Annotated in this window: 22 protein-coding genes; 6 read left to right on the plus strand and 16 right to left on the minus strand. The window is 66.9% G+C overall.

The window, feature by feature from the left end:
* Positions 1-20 precede the first annotated feature (20 nt).
* The 7 genes from AC0CH8_RS00260 to AC0CH8_RS00290 form a co-directional block, all read right to left on the minus strand.
* Positions 21-866: a sugar phosphate isomerase/epimerase family protein gene (locus AC0CH8_RS00260; RefSeq protein WP_465238203.1), complete on the minus strand. Its 846-nt coding sequence runs from the start codon at positions 864-866 to the stop codon at positions 21-23.
* On the minus strand, positions 863-1,432 hold the full coding sequence (locus tag AC0CH8_RS00265) for a gluconate 2-dehydrogenase subunit 3 family protein (RefSeq protein ID WP_465238204.1): 570 nt from the start codon (positions 1,430-1,432) through the stop codon (positions 863-865). The genes AC0CH8_RS00260 and AC0CH8_RS00265 overlap by 4 nt, the downstream gene beginning before the upstream one ends.
* Before the next feature lie 94 nt (positions 1,433-1,526).
* Positions 1,527-2,438 (minus strand): hydroxypyruvate isomerase family protein, encoded by a 912-nt coding sequence (locus tag AC0CH8_RS00270; RefSeq protein WP_465238205.1) that lies wholly within the window; start codon positions 2,436-2,438, stop codon positions 1,527-1,529.
* 28 nt (positions 2,439-2,466) lie between these two features.
* Positions 2,467-2,856, minus strand: a complete 390-nt coding sequence (locus AC0CH8_RS00275) for a c-type cytochrome (protein ID WP_204200293.1) — start codon at positions 2,854-2,856, stop codon at positions 2,467-2,469.
* Positions 2,853-3,974 carry a Gfo/Idh/MocA family protein gene (locus tag AC0CH8_RS00280; RefSeq protein ID WP_465238704.1) on the minus strand — a complete coding sequence of 374 codons (1,122 nt, stop codon included), beginning with the start codon at positions 3,972-3,974 and terminating at the stop codon, positions 2,853-2,855. The genes AC0CH8_RS00275 and AC0CH8_RS00280 overlap by 4 nt, the downstream gene beginning before the upstream one ends.
* A gap of 34 nt (positions 3,975-4,008) precedes the next feature.
* Entirely contained in the window at positions 4,009-5,091 is a 1,083-nt protein-coding gene (locus AC0CH8_RS00285) for a sugar phosphate isomerase/epimerase family protein (RefSeq protein WP_465238206.1), read from the minus strand.
* The gene (locus AC0CH8_RS00290) at positions 5,088-6,347 is read right to left on the minus strand and encodes an MFS transporter (RefSeq protein WP_465238207.1); all 1,260 of its coding nucleotides are present in this window, start codon (positions 6,345-6,347) and stop codon (positions 5,088-5,090) included. The genes AC0CH8_RS00285 and AC0CH8_RS00290 overlap by 4 nt, the downstream gene beginning before the upstream one ends.
* 125 nt (positions 6,348-6,472) lie before the next feature.
* Between AC0CH8_RS00290 and AC0CH8_RS00295 the strand changes: the two genes are divergently transcribed.
* Both AC0CH8_RS00295 and AC0CH8_RS00300 read left to right on the plus strand, forming a co-directional pair.
* Positions 6,473-7,471, plus strand: a complete 999-nt coding sequence (locus tag AC0CH8_RS00295) for a LacI family DNA-binding transcriptional regulator (protein ID WP_465238208.1) — start codon at positions 6,473-6,475, stop codon at positions 7,469-7,471.
* An 85-nt stretch (positions 7,472-7,556) separates the two neighbouring features.
* On the plus strand, positions 7,557-8,411 hold the full coding sequence (locus AC0CH8_RS00300) for a hypothetical protein (protein WP_465238209.1): 855 nt from the start codon (positions 7,557-7,559) through the stop codon (positions 8,409-8,411).
* A 262-nt stretch (positions 8,412-8,673) separates the two neighbouring features.
* Here the strand turns inward: AC0CH8_RS00300 and AC0CH8_RS00305 are convergent, their stop codons facing one another.
* From AC0CH8_RS00305 to AC0CH8_RS00315, 3 genes are all read right to left on the minus strand, one after another.
* A complete protein-coding gene (locus AC0CH8_RS00305) occupies positions 8,674-8,880 on the minus strand; it encodes a hypothetical protein (RefSeq protein ID WP_465238210.1) in 207 nt (68 codons plus the stop codon).
* A 253-nt stretch (positions 8,881-9,133) separates the two neighbouring features.
* Positions 9,134-9,742 carry an OmpA family protein gene (locus tag AC0CH8_RS00310; protein ID WP_465238705.1) on the minus strand — a complete coding sequence of 203 codons (609 nt, stop codon included), beginning with the start codon at positions 9,740-9,742 and terminating at the stop codon, positions 9,134-9,136.
* A complete protein-coding gene (locus AC0CH8_RS00315; RefSeq protein WP_204200285.1) occupies positions 9,742-11,568 on the minus strand; it encodes a cation:proton antiporter in 1,827 nt (608 codons plus the stop codon). The genes AC0CH8_RS00310 and AC0CH8_RS00315 overlap by 1 nt, the downstream gene beginning before the upstream one ends.
* Before the next feature lie 104 nt (positions 11,569-11,672).
* Between AC0CH8_RS00315 and AC0CH8_RS00320 the strand changes: the two genes are divergently transcribed.
* The 4 genes from AC0CH8_RS00320 (at position 11,673) to AC0CH8_RS00335 (ending at position 13,468) form a co-directional block, all read left to right on the plus strand.
* Positions 11,673-12,053: an MbcA/ParS/Xre antitoxin family protein gene (locus AC0CH8_RS00320; protein WP_204200284.1), complete on the plus strand. Its 381-nt coding sequence runs from the start codon at positions 11,673-11,675 to the stop codon at positions 12,051-12,053.
* Positions 12,025-12,738 carry an RES family NAD+ phosphorylase gene (locus AC0CH8_RS00325; protein ID WP_465238211.1) on the plus strand — a complete coding sequence of 238 codons (714 nt, stop codon included), beginning with the start codon at positions 12,025-12,027 and terminating at the stop codon, positions 12,736-12,738. The genes AC0CH8_RS00320 and AC0CH8_RS00325 overlap by 29 nt, the downstream gene beginning before the upstream one ends.
* A gap of 26 nt (positions 12,739-12,764) precedes the next feature.
* Positions 12,765-13,199: a hypothetical protein gene (locus tag AC0CH8_RS00330; RefSeq protein ID WP_465238212.1), complete on the plus strand. Its 435-nt coding sequence runs from the start codon at positions 12,765-12,767 to the stop codon at positions 13,197-13,199.
* Positions 13,200-13,324: 125 nt separating this feature from the next.
* Positions 13,325-13,468, plus strand: a complete 144-nt coding sequence (locus AC0CH8_RS00335; protein WP_465238213.1) for a hypothetical protein — start codon at positions 13,325-13,327, stop codon at positions 13,466-13,468.
* Between the two features lie 30 nt (positions 13,469-13,498).
* Here AC0CH8_RS00335 and AC0CH8_RS00340 read toward each other — a convergent pair whose 3' ends face one another.
* The 6 genes from AC0CH8_RS00340 to AC0CH8_RS00365 form a co-directional block, all read right to left on the minus strand.
* Positions 13,499-14,512, minus strand: coding sequence for a glycoside hydrolase family 43 protein (locus tag AC0CH8_RS00340; protein WP_465238214.1), 1,014 nt, complete (start codon positions 14,510-14,512; stop codon positions 13,499-13,501).
* A 13-nt stretch (positions 14,513-14,525) separates the two neighbouring features.
* Positions 14,526-15,560: a glycoside hydrolase family protein gene (locus tag AC0CH8_RS00345; RefSeq protein WP_465238215.1), complete on the minus strand. Its 1,035-nt coding sequence runs from the start codon at positions 15,558-15,560 to the stop codon at positions 14,526-14,528.
* An 82-nt stretch (positions 15,561-15,642) separates the two neighbouring features.
* A complete protein-coding gene (locus AC0CH8_RS00350; RefSeq protein ID WP_204200278.1) occupies positions 15,643-16,089 on the minus strand; it encodes a VOC family protein in 447 nt (148 codons plus the stop codon).
* Between the two features lie 103 nt (positions 16,090-16,192).
* Positions 16,193-16,861: a UPF0149 family protein gene (locus AC0CH8_RS00355; RefSeq protein ID WP_465238216.1), complete on the minus strand. Its 669-nt coding sequence runs from the start codon at positions 16,859-16,861 to the stop codon at positions 16,193-16,195.
* Positions 16,862-16,975: 114 nt separating this feature from the next.
* Positions 16,976-17,302: a hypothetical protein gene (locus AC0CH8_RS00360; protein WP_465238217.1), complete on the minus strand. Its 327-nt coding sequence runs from the start codon at positions 17,300-17,302 to the stop codon at positions 16,976-16,978.
* A gap of 82 nt (positions 17,303-17,384) precedes the next feature.
* Positions 17,385-18,914, minus strand: a complete 1,530-nt coding sequence (locus tag AC0CH8_RS00365) for an efflux transporter outer membrane subunit (protein ID WP_465238218.1) — start codon at positions 18,912-18,914, stop codon at positions 17,385-17,387.
* Position 18,915 lies beyond the last annotated feature (1 nt).

Consider the following 18,915-nt stretch of genomic DNA (forward strand, 5'->3'; position numbering starts at 1 on the left):
GTATCGTTCAGAATCGCTGCTCAGAAACGCAGTGCGCGCAGCGTCCGGTAGCTGGTGGTGATGTCGGGAAGATACGGCGCTGGCGCCTCGTCGTTCTCGACGTAGAAATGGCGGACGCCTGCTCCGGCCTTCAGCTTGAACAGCGACGCGAAGTCGATCGTCCCCTGTCCGACCGCGGTCATGCTGCGGTCGGGGCGCATGTCCTTGACGTGGTACGCGTAGAGCCGCGACCCGAGCCGCTCGATCAGCGCCTTCGGATCCTCACCCGCGTGCACCGCCCAGTACAGGTCCAGTTCCAGCTTCACGAGCGACGGGTCGGTTTCCTTGAGCAACCGGTCGTACAGGCTGACGCCACCCGGCTTGATCGTGAACTCGAAGTCGTGGTTGTGATAGGCGAAGCCCAGCCCCGCCTTCTTCAGGTCCGCGGCGAAACGGTTGATGTTCGGCAGCGCCGCGTTCCAGCCCGCCTCGGTCCGATGCTCGTCGGTCATGTACGGCAGGACGACTGTCGTCGCGCCCAGCGTCTTCGCCATCGTCACCGACTGATCGAAATGTCGCAGCAGCGCGTCATAACTGATATGCGCGGACGGTGCCTTCAGCCCGAGCCGGTCCGTGGTCCGGCGCAGCATCGCATGGTCCATCGTGTCGTAGCCGCCACCGCCATATTCGACCTCGCGGTACCCGATCTTCGCGATCGCCTCCAATGTGGCGGCCGGGTCCTTCTGGAACAGTTCGCGGACGGTATAGAGCTGGATGCCGATCGCCTTGAGCTGAGCGGCGAAGGCCGGCGCGATCCCCAGATCGGTGAGCGCGAGGGCGGCGATGCCGCCTGCCCCCGCCAGCAGATGTCGACGGGAGACGATCATGAGGAATACACCTTGTTGACCTTGGAGTAGAGGAACTCGCCGTTATATTCGCCCGGCACCGGCAGATACTCGCGCTCCTGCGTGATGCCGACCTCCGACGTGAAGTAGCCGATGATGACGAGTTGGCGGAACGGTTCGAAGAACTTGGCGCCGCCGGGGATCTGATCGTTCATCGCCAGCGTCAGCAGCGCATCCTGCTGCGCCGGCGTCGCCTTCGATCCGGAGACCTTGTAGTCCTTCATACTGCGCGCTTCGATCGCGTCGAGGCCGGCGACGATCGGCACCTTGTCGTTGGGGGAGGCCCAGTCCGCCAGCAGCTTCTCGATGAACGCCGGCACGCCCGCGGTAATCGCGCCCGGCGTGTCGGTGGTCGGCATCACCCGCTCGCTCAGCGCCGTCATCAGCGCGCGTTGCGGCGCGGTGAAGATCGCGGTGGTCGGCGGTCCGTCGTTGATGACGGGCATCTTCGCCACCAGCGACGCGCCCGCGGCGCGGGCGATCGGCGCGAACAGTGCGGAGCCGAACATCGCCACGGCTCCTGCCAGGGCGGTTCTGCGATCGATCATTGGCCATATCCTCCCATGCCCTGCGTGGCCGGTATCTCGGCGTGCGGGCGTACCCAGATTTTGCGGAAACTATAGATGGTTATCAACGCGGTCGTCACGCTTGATCGATTTCGCAATAGGCCGCGATCAGGCGATCCTCGCCGGCCCGGCCGGCGAGCGAATTGCCATGTTCCATGCCGATCACGCCGTCATACCGCTTTGCTTTCAACCATGTGACGATGTTGCGGTAGTTGATCTCGCCCGACGTCGGCTCCTTGCGGCCCGGATTGTCGCCGAACTGGATGTAGCCGATCTCGCTCCAGCAGGTCTGAAGCGAAGGGATCAAATTCCCCGACTGGATCTGCTCGTGATACAGATCCGCCAGGATCTTCACCGCCGGGCTGTTCACTCCGCGGGCGACCGCGAAGCCCGCCGCGAACGACTGCATGTACACGCCCGGATGATTGGTCCGGGTGTTCAGCGGCTCCATCACCAGCGCGGCTCCCGATGGCGCGACGATGTCGCCCGCGCGCCGCATCACGTCGATGACCCGCGCGGTCTGGATCTCGACCGGGATCTTCGGATCGAGGAAGCCCGTGACGACCGTCATCCGCGACGCATTCAGCCGTTTCGCGACATCCAGCGACGCGCGGACGTCGGCCAGAAACCCCTCGCGCTCCGCTTCGTCGTTCCCGCCCAGCACCGGCCGCGACTGCGACCATTTGGGCATGCTGGCGACGAACACGCCCATCGTCATGCCGCGCTGTTGCAGCGCCTTCGCCATCTGCTCCTGCTCAGCGACGGTGCGGCCAGCGGCCTCGTTATCCTCCCAGGCAGTGAAGCCCTGGTCGGCGGCGTAGGCGATCTGCTCGATCCGGCCGCCGCGGCTGGCGAAGCTGCCCTCGTGCGGCGCGTATTTCAGCGCGAACCGCGCCGCATTCGACCCACGCCGCTGCGCCGCGACGAGCCCGGGGATGACCGACGCCGCGGCCCCCACGGCCAGCATCGCGCGGCGCGAGACGGTCATGCCGGAAGCCGAGGAAGCGGCGTGTGGATCACTTGGACCCTTCCGCCTTCAGATAGGCGATGATCGCGGCGCGCTTCGCCGGATCGGGCGTGGCGATCGGCATGCGCGTACCGGGCACCTTCTTCTGCGGCGCGGCGAGATACTCGCTCAGCGTCTTTTCGTCCCACTTCAGCTTCGACGCCTTCAGCGCGGGCGAATAGTTGAACCCCGCTGCCGATGCGGCCGGACGCCCGACGACGCCGTACAGATTGGGGCCGATGCCGTTCCGGCCGCCCTTGTTGACCGTATGGCAGGCCTTGCATGCGGCGAACTGCGGGGGCGACGCCGCGGGCGCGGTCTGCGCCGTCGTGGGCTCCGACAGCCCCAGCACCGCGAAAGCAGCAGCCGCCGCCGCGGCCATACCGATGAACAGCTTCATGCACTCTCTCCCGAATCGACCATCGTCCATTTCTGGTCGGACGATGCGTTCGTTATCATGGCTTCGATGAACCGCATCGTACGCAAACCGTCCGAAATGCCCGGATACCAACGATTTGCATCCCCGCGGATCGTCGCGGCGAACGCGCGGTAAAGGTTGGCGAAAGCCTCGATATAGCCCTCCGGATGGCCCGCCGGCGTCCGCCCCAGCGCGACGCTGCGCGGGTCCAGCCCGGGTCCGCCGGCCCGCACCACCTCAACCGGGCGGTCCAGCCAGCGCAGCGTCAGCGTGTTGGGCTCCATCTGCGCCCATTCCAGCCCCCCGCGCTCGCCATAGACGCGCAGCTTCAGGCCGTTTTCCTCGCCCGCCGCGACTTGACTCGCCTTCAGCATGCCCCGCGCGTCGGTGTCGAAGCGCAGCAGTGCGCTGACATCGTCATCCAGCCGGCGTCCCTCGACATGCGTCGACAGGTCGGCCGATACCGACGCCACGCGCAGCCCGCTGACATGCTCCGCCAGCTGGAACGCGTGCGTGCCGATATCACCCAGACAGCCGCCCATGCCGGCGCGCGCCGGATCGGTGCGCCACTCCGCCTGCTTGTTGCCGCCGGTGTCGATCGGCAGGCTGAGCCAGCCTTGCAGATATTCGACCTGCACGAGGCGAATAGAGCCCAGATCGCCGCGCTCGACGCGCAGCCGCGCCTCCTCGACCAGCGGATAGCCGCTGTACGTAAAGGCCAGCCCGAAATGGCGGCCGCTCGCCTTGGCCGCGTCGGCGATCGCCACCGCTTCCGCGACGTTCATCGCCATCGGCTTTTCGCAGAACACGTGGAAGCCGGCGTTCAGCGCCGCGATCGCCATCGGCGCGTGGAGGTAATTGGGCGTGACCACCGCGACCGCGTCGATGCGCTCGCCATCCGGCAACGCCGCCTCGCCCGCGACCAGCGCGTCGAGCGTGTCGTATACGCGCGCCGCATCCAGCCCCAGCAGTTCGCCGGTGCGCGTATTGCGCCCGGCGTCGGTGCTGAACGCGCCCGCCGTCAGGCTCCAGTCGCCGTCCAGCGCCGCCGCCATGCGGTGGATCGCGCCGATGAATGCGCCTTCGCCACCGCCGACCATGCCCAGCCGTAGAGGTTGCACCGCCGCCACGCGCCTAGTTCCCCTGCCCCGCGTTGAATCCGGCGGCGGGGAGCCCCATGATCGCGCGGATCGCGTCGCGATCGACGCCGCTCTTGGCGAAGTCGTCGAAGGCGTGGTCGGTCAGGTGGATGATGTGGTCGCGGATGAAGGGCGCACCCTCGCGCGCGCCGTCCTCGGACCGCTTCAGCGCACACTCCCATTCCAGCACGGCCCAGCCGGTATAGCCATACTGCGCCAGCTTGCTGAAGATCGACGAGAAGTCGACCTGACCGTCGCCCAGCGAACGGAACCGCCCGGCGCGATCGACCCAGTCCTGATACCCGCCGTAGGCTCCAGAGCGCCCGGTCGGGTTGAACTCCGCATCCTTGACGTGGAAGCACGAAATGCGGTCGTGATAGCGGTCGATGAAGTCGAGATAGTCGAGCTGTTGCAGCACGTAATGCGACGGGTCGAACAGCAGCCGCGCACGCGGATGCTCGCCCACCGCGGTCAGGAACCGCTCCCACGACGCACCGTCGTGCAGGTCCTCGCCGGCATGCACCTCGAATGCGCAATCAACGCCCGATTCCTCGAACACGTCGAGGATCGGCAGCCACCGCCGCGCCAGTTCGGCAAACGCTTCCTCGACCAGCCCCGCCGGCCGCTGCGGCCACGGATAGACATAGGGCCATGCCAGCGCACCGGAAAAGGTCGCATGCGCCTTCAACCCCAGATTGGCGCTGGCCCGCGCCGCCATCTTCACCTGCTCGACCGCCCAGATCTGACGTTCGGCGGGCTTGCCGTGCACCTCCGGCGGCGCGAAGCCGTCGAACAGCGTGTCGTACGCCGGATGCACCGCGACCAGCTGCCCTTGCAGGTGCGTCGACAGCTCGGTCACCTCGATACCGTGCCGCGCCAGCCGCCCTTGCAGGTCCTGGCAGTAATCCTTGCTCTCTGCCGCCGTCTTCAGGTCGATCAGCCGCGAATTGCAGGGGATCTGCACCCCGACATAGCCCAGTCCGGCGGCCCATTCGGCCAGCCCGTCGAGCGTGTCGAACGGTGCGGTATCACCCTGGAACTGCGCCAGGAAGATTGCGGGTCCCTTCATCGCCGTCATGCCGTCGCTCCCATGCGGTGGTCACCCCTGCTGTTGTCGCGGAACGTCAGTTGGAACAGGATCGCGATCAGCGCCGCGGCGATGGCGGGATACCACCACATCTGATGCCAGTCGGCGATCGTCGGATTGGCCGGAAGCTGCGAATACAGCAACGCGCCGATCTGCGACCCCAGCAGCATGCCGACGCCGTAGGTGAACAGCGTCAGCATCCCCTGCGCCTGCGCGTTGACGCCCTTCGGCGTCGCAATCGTGCCGGTGTAGATCGCGCCCGCGACGAAGAAGAAGTCGTAGCACACACCGTGCAGCGCCACGCCCAGATACACCGCCCACAACGACCCGCCGCCGTCGCCGATCGCGAACAGCGCATAGCGCAACGCCCAGGCGAGCATGCCGACCAGCAGCAACGGCTTCACTCCGAACCGGCGGTACAGCCACGGCATCGAGAACATGAACACCAGTTCGGACATCTGCCCGATCGCCAGCGTGCCGCCGACATTGGTGATCCCCGCCGCGCCGACGAACGGCGACGCATAGGCATAATACATCGCCAGCGGGATCGAGATCAGCGTCGCGCAGAGGATGAAGATCAGGAACGACCGCTGTTGCAGCAGGCCGAACGCCTCGACGCACAGCACCTGCCGGACGATACCCTCGTCGCTCGGCTTGTCGGCCTCCACGTTCGGCAGCGTCAGGCTGTAGAAGCCGAGCGCGATCGACACGACCGCGGCGACGCGGAATATCTGCGGGCTGGCGGACAGTCCGGCCCAGCCGATGATGAGGCCGGCGGTGATCCAGCCCAGCGTTCCGAATGCGCGCACGAAAGGGAAATTATCGGTGCGGTCGCCGAAGCTCTTCAGCGCGATCGTGTTCGCGAGGCCGACCGTCGGCATGTACAGCATCATATAGCCGAGCAGCAGCCAGACGAAGGTCGATCCGGTTTCGGGCGTCAGCAGCGTCGGCAGGATGAACAGCAGCACGCCGCCGAGCAGGTGAAGGATCACCATCAGCATCTTCGGGCTGACGTAGCGCGCCGCGGCCATGCCGAGCAGGAACGATCCCGCGATCGATGCGATCGGCCCGACCGAGAAGGCGTTGCCGATCAGGTTGCCAATGCCGACCGTCTGCATCACCAGGCCAAGCGTGACGGCCCCGGCACCCCAGACGAAGAATTGCATGAACATCAACGCACTAAGGCGTGCGGTCAGCATGCCGCCGTTCCGATCACCCGCCGTCAACACGGCGTCCGCAGTGGCCATTCGCCATACCCTCCCCACGCAGCTTTGCTGCTTGTCGGACAACAGGCTAGGCAGATCGTAAAGCGATGTAAAGGATTACATCATGCGGGCTCGACAGGTCGTCCGGCCGGCCCCATGACGGTGGCATGCCGACGATCATCGACGTCGCCGCAATGGCGGGTGTCTCCACCGCGACCGTGTCGCGGGTGTTGAGCCAGCCCCAGCGCGTGGCCGAGCAGACGCGCCTGCGCGTACTTCAGGTCGTGCAGTCGCTCGGCTATTCGCCCAACGTCGCCGCCCGCACGCTGCGCACGCTGCGCGCCGCGAAGATCCTGCTGACCGTGCCCGACATCTCCAATCCGTTCTTCGCCAGCATCATCCGCGGCGCGGAAGAATCGGCACGCGACGCCGGCTACGCGGTCGTCGTCGGCGACACTCGCCATGATCCGGAGGTCGAGGACCAATATGCCGACATGCTGTCGCGCCGCGAGGTCGACGGCCTGATCTTCCTGGGCCACCGCCTGCCCGACAGCCTGAAACCGCTGCTCGCCGCACAGGGCGCCGCCGCGCCGATCGTCAACGGCTGCGAATACAGTCCCGACATCGGCGTCCCCAGCGTCCATATCGACAATGCGGCGGCCAGCATCGACGCGGTCGAACATCTGATCGCGCTCGGCCACCGCGACATCGGCGTCATCGCCGGCCCGGCGATCAGCCCGATCAGCCGCGACCGCCTTGCCGGGGCGATGACCGCTGCCGACCGCCACGGCCTGCGCCAGCGCCTGCTCGTCCGGGCCGGCGATTACTCGGCGCAGTCCGCCTTCGAACAGGCCGGCGCGCTGATCGCGCGCAACGTCACCGCGATCTTCTGCTTCAGCGACGAAATGGCGATGGGCGCGATCAGCGCGATCGCGCAGGCCGGTCTGTCCTGCCCTCAGGACATATCCGTCATCGGCTTCGACGACCTGCCGCTCGCCCGCTTCTTCCAGCCCGCGCTGACGACGATCGCGCAGCCCAAGGCAATGATCGGCCGCCGCGCCGTCGACCTGCTCGTCGACATCCTGCGCGACGTCGAAAGCCCGGTACGGCAGGTGACACTACGCCACGAACTCGTCGTCCGGAACAGCACCGCGCGGGTGCGATAGGAAACGGCCGGACCGCGCCGGTCGTTGCGGCAGGCGTCACCACATCATAGCGTGCGGGCGGGTTTGTCGTCGGGGAGCGTGAAGCATGGTCATATTAGCGGTGCTTCTGCAACTCGCCCCCGTCACACCTCCAACGGCGCCGCCGGCCTACACACCGCCCCCATTGCACGGCGGCCCGCGCGAGATGACCTGCCCCGTCGGTGGCGAGCGCTTCTCTATATGGCAGCCGACGATGTACAGCACCTATGGCGAGCGGCCCGATGGCAAACCCTACGGCTATCTGCCGTTCCCGTTCCCCGTACCCGAATGCCCCAGTAACAGGCTGATCGCCTTCGATAGCTTCTCGCCAGACGAGGTCGCGAAGCTGGCCGGCATCATCGACACCGTCGAATACACGCGGCTGACCACGACCGAGACCACCTACTACCGCGCCTGGTGGCTCGCGGAGCGTCTCGGCCGGCCGCCCCAGGATTCACTCGGCTTGCTGCTGTCCGCGATCTGGCAGGTCACGCCGGACGCGGTCAGCGAACCGACGGCCAGCCGCGACGCCGAACAGCGCCGCCGGTATCAGGAATTGTTCGTCGCCGAAGTTCGCCGCCTGCCCGCCGCCACGCCCGCCAAGGACCGCTTCTGGCTCGAAGCCCGCGCCGCGAACGCCACCCGACAGTTGGGACGTTTCGGGGACGCGGAAGCCTTTCGAAAAACCGCTGAAGCGTCGCTGTCCGGGCTGTCTGAGAAAAAGGGTTGGGACACCTATCTCACCAAGCTGAAGAGGGTCATCGCTCGCCGCGACACCGGCGTCGAGCCGCTCGACATGATCCCGGAACAGGAGGCCGACATCGCTTGCGCATTCCGCCCCCCGTCGCACGCCTTCGACCGCGCCTTCTGCGCCAGTCCCGAAACGGCCGCGCGCGTCGCCGAGATGCGCAAGTCCCGATAACGGCTGCGGCATTGGGGTTCTCGACCATCAGGTACGCGTCGCACTAGCCCCACACCGTTGGTGCCGAACGAAGTCGCAGCCATAGGCGGGGCGATATCGCCTTCAACTCCGCGCAGACCGGCAAAAATCGATGCGAACGGGTCGGATATGTCCCAGCGCCGATCGACATTCAGCATGGCTCTGTCACCCCGGACTCGTTCCGGAGTCTACTGCGCGGCTTTCGGCACGAAACCGCACGTCGGCGACTGAATGCCAACCGGCCCTAGCGCTTCGCTGACGGACTGCTCTGCCGGGTGCTCGCCGGCTTCCCGTCGCGGCTCGTCGGACAGATGCGCTGAAAGGGCTGGCACGCGATGCCCGGCGTCGAGCAGGCCATCTTGCCCCCGGTCGTCGTGCAGGCGCGGCATTGCTGCTTCACGGCGACGCACGCCTGCGGAGCGGCGAGCGACAGGATGATCGTCATCAGCATCGCAATATCCTTCGCTCGACCGATCGGCTCGGCATCGGGACGACGATGACCTCGCCGTCGTAAACACCACGATCGCGGCTGTCCTACAAGCGTCGATCCGGGTTACACGGCGTCGCCCAATCAACGCAGCCTGCCGCTCCTTGCATCGTGAACCAACACCCGTATCGAAGGCATTCGATCCGAATGTGCGTCGTTGGACTAACCTTAGCCTAACCTTCCGCGCGCACCGACAGACGCCATTTCGGCCAAGCTCCTACGATCCAGCCATATTTCCCGAAACGTCTACGACTGGCTCGACCGGCTTGGGCGGCAGGTCGACCGCCACTTCAACTCGCCGGTTCCTGGCGCGTGCCTCCGGATCGTCGCTGCCGTCCGGGCGGGCGTTGGGCACCAGCGGAGTCGTCTCGCCGAGTGCCACCACGGTGATCCGGTCCGCCGCGATACCCTTTTCGACCAGATAGTCGCGCACCGCCTCCGCCCGCGATTGCGATGCACGGAGGTTGACGCGATCGTTGCCCGGCGAGTCCGAATGGCCGCGCACGGTGATCGGCCCACCAGCCGCCATCGTCGGGCTGGCGAGCACCGCATCGATCGCCGCCCGCCCCGCATCGTCCAGCACCAGCCCGGATGCACCGAAGGCCACCGTCGCCGCGACCGGTTCCAGCGCTGGCGGGGTCGGTTCCGGCTCGACGATCTCCGGCCGCAGGATCGACTTCGCGGGTTCCGCGGCGTTCTGCGCGACGTTGGCCAGAGCGTCGTTGCCGACCGCCTCGTTCGTCGTCGCCGGCTCGACCCGGTTGCCGTCCGGCCCCGGCGCACAGGCCGCCAGCCCCGCCGCCGCCATCAGCACCGCATGTTTCATCACGCCGCCTCCCCCTGCATGCGCCTTGCCCCCGGTCGGGTCGGCGGGGCGTAGGACAATATCGTGTCGCCCGGCTGCGGCGTCGGCCGGCTGGCGTGCGAGAAGAAGCGCAACGCGCCGCCCTTGCGCAACAGCAGCAGCATGTCCGCTTCATCGGGCAGATCGGCCTTGATCGCGTCGAAGTCGAACTGCTCGGTGATCCGCGTCTTGCGAAAGCCCCAGCCCTGCCGCTCCCGCGACACGATTTCTTCCACGCCGTGGCCGCTGGCGAACAATGCCCGTCCGCGCAGGGACGACGGCAGGGCGCGCGTATCCTCGTCGTGTTCGTCGGTGCCGCCGCCGAGCTGATAGACATTGTCGCGGCCGATCTCCGGCGCGAATTCGTTGCAGACCAGCGCGTTGTACGCTTCGTTGTCACTGGTCGCGACCAGCACCTGGAATTGTTGCAGGTCCAGCCGGTCCTCCGTCGCCTCCGCCAGGATCTCGCCGTGATAGGTGGCGATCCCCGCCTGCCGCGCCGGCGACAATCGCTGCCAGCTGGTGTCGCAGATCGTCACCGGCACCTCCAGCGTGCGCAACTGGTCGGCCAGCGACAGGCTCCACGGCGTGCCGCCGACGATCAGCAGCCCCCGTTCCGCCGCGCCGGTCACCTTCAGCCAGCGCGACACGGGGCCGATCGAGAACCCGTGCGCGACGATCGTCGCCACCACGACCGCGAACGACAGCGTGACGAGGATCGACCCGTCACCATACCCAAGCTGGTCGAGCCGCAGCGCGAACAGGCCGGAAATCGCGACCGCGACGATGCCGCGCGGCGCGATCCACGCGACCAGCAGCCGCTCGTTCCACGGCACCCGCGTGAACGCCAGGCTCAGCAGCACCGTCGCCGGCCGCACGACGAACAGCAGCGCGAGCAGGAACCCCGCGAACCGCCATTCGAACCGGCGCAGCACCTCCAGGTTCAACGTCGCCGACAGCAGCACGAACACGCCGGAAATGAGCAGGACGGTGACGTTTTCCTTGAATGCATGCACGTCGCGCAGCGACGCCAGCCGCATGTTCGCCAGCGCGACGCCCATCACCGTCACGGTCAGCAGGCCGGTCTCCTGATGGATCAGGTTCGACACGACGAACGCGCCGACGACCGCGACCAGCAGCACCGGCGCCTTCAGATATTCGGGCACATATCCGCGCGGGAACGCCCAGCCCACCGCCCGCGCGGCCAGCCAGCCGATCAGCCCGGCGATCACGCTCGCCGCCAGCAGCGACACGACGACGCTGGCGATCGTGCCGCCCTCCCCCACCCGGCGCAGATATTCGTAGGTGACGACACCGCACAGCGCGCCGATCGGATCGTTGACGATCGCTTCCCATTTCAGGATCGCGCGGGGCCGCGCCGCGATGTTGCTCTGGCGCAGCAGCGGCAGGACGACGGTTGGGCCGGTCACCACGAGGATACCGGCGAACAGCACCGCCACCGGCCACACCAGGCCACCGATGTAATAGCAGGCCAGCGTCCCGAGCACCCAGCCGATCGGTACGCCCAGCAGCAACAGTCGCGTCACCGCACCGTCGGTCCGTCGCAATTCGCGGAAGTTGAGGCTCAGTCCGCCCTCGAACAGGATCAGCGCGACGGCGATCGAGACGATCGGCTCCAGCAGCTCGCCGAAGACGTGCTTGGGATCGATCAGGCCGGTCACGGGGCCGGCGACGACACCCGCCACCAGCATCAGCGCGATCGCAGGCCAGCCGGTGCGCCACGCCACCCACTGCGCGCCGATACCGAGCGCGCCGATCAGCGCGATCACGAGGGCGGGATGCTCCATCCGATCGTTCGATAGCGACTACGATCCCGAAGGTGAACCCGAAGTTTCAGCCGTGGGTTGTTCCTGTGAACAAAATTGCCTATATTCGTTCGGAGGAGAACGTCATGGCGACGCTGGCTAGAGCGGCCGACACATCCAACGCCGCCCGCGTATTGAGCGAAGCGGTCGCACGGATCGCAGGCTTCTGGAACCTGTCCAACGCACAGGCAGGGGCGATCCTCGGCCTATCGGCGCCGACCATTTCGCGGCTGCGGGGTGGGCAGTATCGGCTGGAACCGGGCAGCAAGCCATTCGAACTCGCCCAGCATCTGCTGCGGCTGTTCCGCTCGCTCGACAGCTGGCTGGGGCAGGACGACCTTTCGGCACGATCCTGGCTGGAAACGCCGAATCTCGACCTCGGCGGCCCGCCGATCGCGCAACTGGCAACGGTTCGCGGGCTGCTGCGAACGAGCGACTATGTCGACGCGCTGCGTGCCCGCGTCTGACATTCGCCCCTATAAAGGGCGCGGCATCCGCATCGTGGAGGCGCAGCACCGGATCGCCACCAACCGCCTCGCCGCCGATGCCGTGGATCAGGCGCTGCTGGAGGCGCTGGCCGACGAGGTGAAGCCGCCGCTGCCCGACGCGGCACGGCACCTGCCGTGGCTGCTCGCTTCGCCCTTCCGCTATGGGCTGGGCCGTCCCTCCCGCTTTCGCGCGGCGGATGTGCTGCCCGGCATCTTCTACGCGTCGGAGGATATCGAGACCGCGGTGACCGAGACCGCCTATTGGCGACTGGTCGCATTCGCGCGCTCGCCGGGCTTTGCACGACCGCGCACGCCGACGCCGATGTCCGCCTTTTCCGTCGCGGTCGACGCCCCGCGCAGCATCGACCTGACCTTGGCCGACCCGGATCGCTGGACCCACCCGTCCGACTATACGCGAACACAGGCACTCGCCGCCAGGGCGCGCGCCGACGATGTCGCGGCAATCCGAGCCCCCTCCGCCCGGCGTACGGGCGGCGTGAACCTCGCCGTCCTCGACCCCGCCGCGCTGAAACCGCCGCCCCGCCCGCATTCCAGCTGGGCCTATCTCACGACCGGGGACGGCCTGCTCGCCACGCGGGAGATGAGCGATCAGGCGATGCGCTTCACGCCGGCCGGGTTCGGCCTGTCGCCCGAGCTCGCCTGAATCCGCACCCTCTCCGGGAGAGCCCCTTGCCCAAGTCGCTGACGATCCTGCTCGCATCGTTACTCTGGCTCGGCGGGTGCACCGCCGCCGATCCCGTCAACAGCCTCGCTGCGATCGGCACCGAGACGCAGGCCCCTCCCGCCGCAGCGCGTCGCACGATCGACGTCGCGGTCGCGTACTGGGCACGCGGCCGGTTCACCCCCGGCACGCCACGCTGGTTCGTGCTGAAGCCCGGCCTGCCCGGCATCGCCGTGATGAAGGCGATGGACAACGGGCTGGGCGGACGCGCCCGTCGCTTCGTCGAAACCGGACCTGACGGTATCGATGCCACGCTCTACGGCTGGCGGCTGAGCGAACCCGCGGCGGACAGCCACGATGCCCTGATCGCCGTTGTCAGCCACGGCGATCCCGCCGTCGCCGCCTATCTTCCGGCGACGCTGTCGGGCCACCGGCCGCAATGACCTGCTGGCACCTGCGTCGCATTTAGTCGCAGGAAACGTGCGGTACATCGCGCCCAACCACATGGGTCAGGGTTCTCGCCGGATTCAACGATGACAAAGCGCTCATCTTTTGTCAGAGGCGCGTCATGATCGACCTCGACCGAAAGCTGATTGCCTACGCCATCATCGGCGTGGTGATCATCATCGCATTGCCGATCATCATCGCCGTCCGTCGCAAGCGCCACCGCGAGAAACTGCGTCGGCGCGGGATCAAGACTTACGGCCACTGATCGGCGGCCGTCCTTGGACGGGTGCGTAGCCTAGCGGGGCGCATCCAACGCAACGCCCGCCGTCGGTATCGGAAACACTGGCCTGCCATCCGCCGACCAGTCCACACGCTGGATACGCGGCGACCGCTTGGCGGTGCACTTCAGATCCGGGCCCGGATTGGCGTGGTAGACGATCCACGTTTCACGCCCGTTCGGCGACGTGAAGAATCCATTATGGCCCGGTGCATAGACGCCCTGCGCCGCCGCGGTCGCGATCACCGGCTGCGGCGACTTTCGCCATGCCCGCGCGTCCAGTGGATCGCTGCCCCTCGCCGCGCTCAGCAGTCCGATCGCATAGCCGTCCGACCAGCAGGCGCTGGCGGAATAGGTGATGAACAGATCGCCTTTGGGCCCCGACAGGAACTCCGGCCCTTCCAGGATCTGGCGACCTCCCTGCCGCTCCCACTGCAGGTCGGGGCGTGCGATGATCGTCTCCAGCCCCGTCAGCGTCCACGGGTTCGTCATTTTGACGATCGCCAGCACACTGTCGGGACCGACATAGGGCGAATAGACGAAATACCGCTGGCCACGATGCGCGAAGGTCGTTCCATCAATACCCCGGTGCGCGGTCTTCAGCATGCCGCGATCGGTCCATTCACCGGCCAGCGGGTCCTCGCTCGCATTCTCCAGCACGAACACGCCGCGATGCGCGTCGTCGTCATGCCCGCTCGCCGCAGCGGTGTAATAGAGGTACCATTTGTCATCGATCCGGTGCAGCTCCGGCGCCCAGATCGACTGCGCGTTCGGTCCCGTCGCGGGGGGCGTCCACACCACCGTCTCGGGTGCCTCGGCAAGCCGCGATACATCCTTCGTCGCGCGGATCGCGAGCCGGTTCCCGAGCGTGTGCATGTAATAATAGGTGTCGCGATGCCGCACGATCCACGGATCGGGCCCGGACGGTAGCAAGGGGTTGGTGAAACTGCGCACGGAGGGAGCCAGTGCGGCACTCCCCGTCATCGGCGAAGCCGTACACGCGGCGGCCGCGATCATCGTCGCGATCTTCATCGCCTCGACCCTTTCATGAATCCGGAAACGCCGCCACGATCGCATCGTACTGCGTCTTCGATATGGCGATCATCGATCCGTGCCGAACTCCTGCGGGCATCGTATAGCGGTCCCATTCCGGCATACCGGTATTGCCGGCGACCTGATACCATGGACCGTTCAGCCGCGGTGCCGTCGACAGCCCGTAGCTCGTTCCGGCATATTGCTCGTAGTAGAGCAGCCAGTCGCCTGAGTGCGGCGAACGGATCACCGTCGGCGCCTCCCGGAAATTGGGGCTGATCGGCGGACCGGGCGGCGGATAGGGCCCTAGCAGCCGCTTCGCACAGCTGATGCGGATCGTCTTGCCCGTCGGCCAGTCGGTCGACGGGTAGCGTTCGTCCTTTACGATCGCGCAATAGCCGCCCGACCCGTTCGGCTGCACGACCGTGTCGATCGTCGCCATCGGCCATGCGAACAGCCGCAACGGCCGATCGGGGAAGGACTTCAGATCCTTCGACAGCACGTACAATGTCCGCTGGCTGGCCCAGTAGCGTTCGGGGTCCTCCCGCGATGTGTCGCGATTGGGCGTGTGCCAGCTCAACAGGAACCGGCCGGACGGCGCATCGAAGAACAGTTTCGGCGCGCCGATCCGCTGCAACGGATGCGGGTGGCCCGGCGCCGCGCTCAGGTCCGGCCGGTATGTTCCGTAAGGTGTCCAGCGGATCAGATCGTCCGACACCCAGAAGCGGATCAGCGGATCGTCGTCGCTGCGATTGCCGACGAGATAATAACGCCCATCGCCCCCGCGCGCGATCGATGCGTGGCCGTGATAGTCCGCGGACACGGGCCGTCCGCCATTCACCGACCGCCAGTGCAGCCCGTCACGGCTGACGGAATAATGCAGCACGCCGTACCGCGCCTTGGTCATGTGCGCGAACAGATAGGCACCGTCGACATCGATGCGCGGCGTGACCGGGCCGCCCGGCGGGTTCTGGCGCGGCGGTAACGGGCTGTGTGCCAGCAGGAGCAGCGCGGTACCGGCGAAGACCGTGCAACCGACGCGATGCATATGCCTAGACCTGTCCGGCGAAGGCGCCGCTCGGGCGAAAGCCGCCGACATGCGCGCCCTTAGATCTGGGCCTGTGCCGATGTCATCGCGTCACGGTTCCACGCGAGTCGCCGACTTCCAGCCAATATCCGTCCGGGTCCTGCACGTATATCTGGCGCACGCCGTCGAAGCGGGTCTGCATCGTGCTGGGATCGCCCGCCAGATTCGTCCAGACCAGCTTGTGCCGGTCGAGCCAGGCCGTCACGCGCGCCAGATCGTCGACGTGCAGCGCCAGATGCTCGTTGCGGTTCGACGGCTTCGGTGCCGTCCGACCGTCCAGGATATGGAGTGCCATGCCGTTGCCGAGGTCCAGCCACCGCCGGTTCTTGAGCGGGGTCGGGATCATCCGCAATCCGAACGCTTCCCGGTAGAACGTCGCGCTCCTGTCGAGATCGGCCGCCTGGATCGCGACGTGCTCCGCCTTGGCGGGGACCTGGCTCTCCGCCTGCGGCATCATGGCCATCAACAGCAGCGCGGAAACCGGGACCATCGACATCTCTCCATTACGAGTGTTTCCAGCAACCTATCCGCTTCTCCCGCGGACGCCAGCCCCCGTGGTGCAACAATCCCGACACCTCCTTGTCGAGCAACGCCTAGTTGCGTCCGCAGCACTTCTTGAATTTGTTGCCGGACCCGCACGGACAAGGGTCGTTGCGGCCAACCTTGGCGACCGACGGTGCGGGCGCAGACATCGAGCCCCGACGCGCGGACCGATCCCTATGCAGCGCGGCGGTCCACATCGCGATCAGGTCCGCCGCACGGTCTGCAATGGCATCGATTTCGTGATGCGCCAGATCGCTACGCTCGTGAGCGATATCGATCAGCGTGTTCATCCCCGTCAGCGCTGCGCGCGTCTCGTCGTCCCCGGCATCGGCGATCACGGCCCAGCCTTCCGGTTGCAGGACCAATGCCTTCTCGAAGCCCTCCACCCAGAATTCCCACAGGAGCTCACCATTCCGCTCGTCCACGTCCAGCAACGGCTGATAGCGGCTGCGCTCCATTGCCCGCGACAGTTCCTCGGCATAGGCCGTGATCATCGAGGTGAACCAACGGACGTCGTCGGCTTCTTCGAACGGCGCGTCGCCACCGCCCCAGATCACCGGCATCCAGTCCGCCTGTGCGATGCTTTGCGGACTCACGAGGATGCCCGCGAGATAACCGTCCAGTTCGGAAAGGAGCATCGCATCGTCGATCGGCAGATCGGCGAGCGCGCCATCGAGGCGACGAAGACGGGAGGGTGGCTTGGCAGCGGCGTTCAGCATGATCGCCGCCTTGGATCGGGGCGCGGCGCTTCGCAAGCGATCACCAAGTCTAAGCCGCGGGGAACGACGCCATCACGCAACCGACTGCTCAGCGGTGGCCGACGCTCCTGCCGGTCAGACTTCGTGCCGCTCTTCCGATTGCGGACTGCTGCCGAACGCGAGAGCCTCTGCCGAGCCGACCGGCTGCTCGCCGCCGAACAGGCGGTCGAGCCGTTCCCTGATCTCGCGACGGAAGTTCTGAATGGCGGTTCGTCGGGGCGCGGCGATCGATACCTCGTCCGCGATCGCATCCTTGATGCGCTGCAAGGCGAGGTCGCTCAGGATGTTGGCGTTGTGCAGCTCGATACAGAGTTGCACCAGTCCCACGGCGGTGGCCTGCGCCCGCAGCCCGACGTTGGTGACGTCGAAATGCAGTCGCTTCTGCTTGTCTACGGAGTTCACTGCTCCTCTCCTTTTCAGCGGCAATAACGCATCAAGGCCGTGATTGGCTGCCAAAAAGTCTGGGGGCGGCGACACAGTGGCGTCAGGACCCGGGGCGGCGCGTCCCTTCGACATCATCGTCCGCAAGCCCGCCGCCGAGCGACCGGTAAAGTTCCACGAGGTTGCTCTCCCGGTTCAGCCGCGTCGTGACGAGCTGCTGCTGTGCGGCGTAAGCGGTGCGCTGCGAGTCCAGCGTGTTGAGGAACGACTCGACGCCCGCGCGGTACCGGGCATCCGAGATGCGCAGCGCCACGGAAGCGGCGTTGACGCGCGCAGTCTGCGCGGAGACCTGTTCGTCGATCGTCCCGCGCTGCGCCAATGCATCCGCAACCTCGCGAAAGGCTGTCTGCACAGTGCGTTCGTAGGTCGAGACGGCCGCCTGCTGCTGCGCCTCGGCCACCTGCACGTTGCCGCGCAGCCGGCCGCCGTCGAACAGCGGTAACGAGACTGAGGGCGCGCCGGTGTAGGTGAAGCTGCCACCCGCGAAGAGGCCGCTCAACGCCGTGCTGATCGTGCCCAGCGTCGCCGTCAGCGAGATACGCGGGAACAGCGCGGCCCGCGCCGCACCGATATTGGCGTTCTGCGCGATCAGTTGATGTTCGGCCTGCAACACGTCGGGACGTCGCAACAGCACGTCGGACGTGATCCCGCCCGGCAACGCCTTCAGCGCCGCACCGCCTTCGCCCAGGCCCTGCGGCAGCAGCTCGGTCGTGACGGACGCACCGACGAGCAGGTCGAGTGCATTCTTGTCCTGCGCCAGCCGGGTCCGCAGCACTGCAATGTCGTTGCGGGCGGTCTGGTAGCTGGTTTCCGACTGCCGCGCCTCCAACTCGGACGCAACGCCGATACGGAACTGAGCCCGCGTCAATTCGAGCGATTGTTCGAACGACTTCAGCGACTCCTGCGAGATGCGGAGCTGATCCTGATCCGACGCATAGGTCAGCCACGCGGTCGCGATCTCGGCGATCAGGCTGATGCGCGTGGAGCGCTGCGCCTCCTCGGTGGCGAAATACTGTTCCAGCGCGGCGCGGCTGAGGTTCCGCACCCGGCTGAACAGGTCCAGCTCGAATGCCGAGAAGCCCGCATTGACCGAATAGAATTCCAGATTCGAGGAGGACGAGCCCACCCCGGCACCGACGCCGCCCGTGCCGGTACCGGTCCCCGTTCCGGTGCCGCCACCGGTACCACCGCCGGCGGCGCCACCCAGCGCGCCGGCCGCACCCTGGATGTTGTTGGTGTAGGTACCCGACCCCGACAGCGTGGTGGAGGGGACCAGATCGGCGCGCTGGATGCGATATTGCGCCCGCGCCTGAAGCACATTGGCCGCCGCGATCCGCAGGTCGCGGTTGTTGTCCAGCCCCAGCGCGATCGTGTTGCGCAGCCGGTCATCCGTGAAGAACGCCCGCCAGCCGATCCGGGTGATGTCCGGGGCGTCGGTCGCGGCGACCGGATAGACGCCGCCCTGTGGCAGCACGGCCGGGACCGCGCCGACCGGCCGGACGTATTTGGGTGCCAGATTACACCCGGCGAGCGCGGTCGCCGCGAGCAGGGCCAGGACACACTTGCTGTTCATC

Source organism: Sphingomonas sp. AC435, from assembly GCF_979253005.1.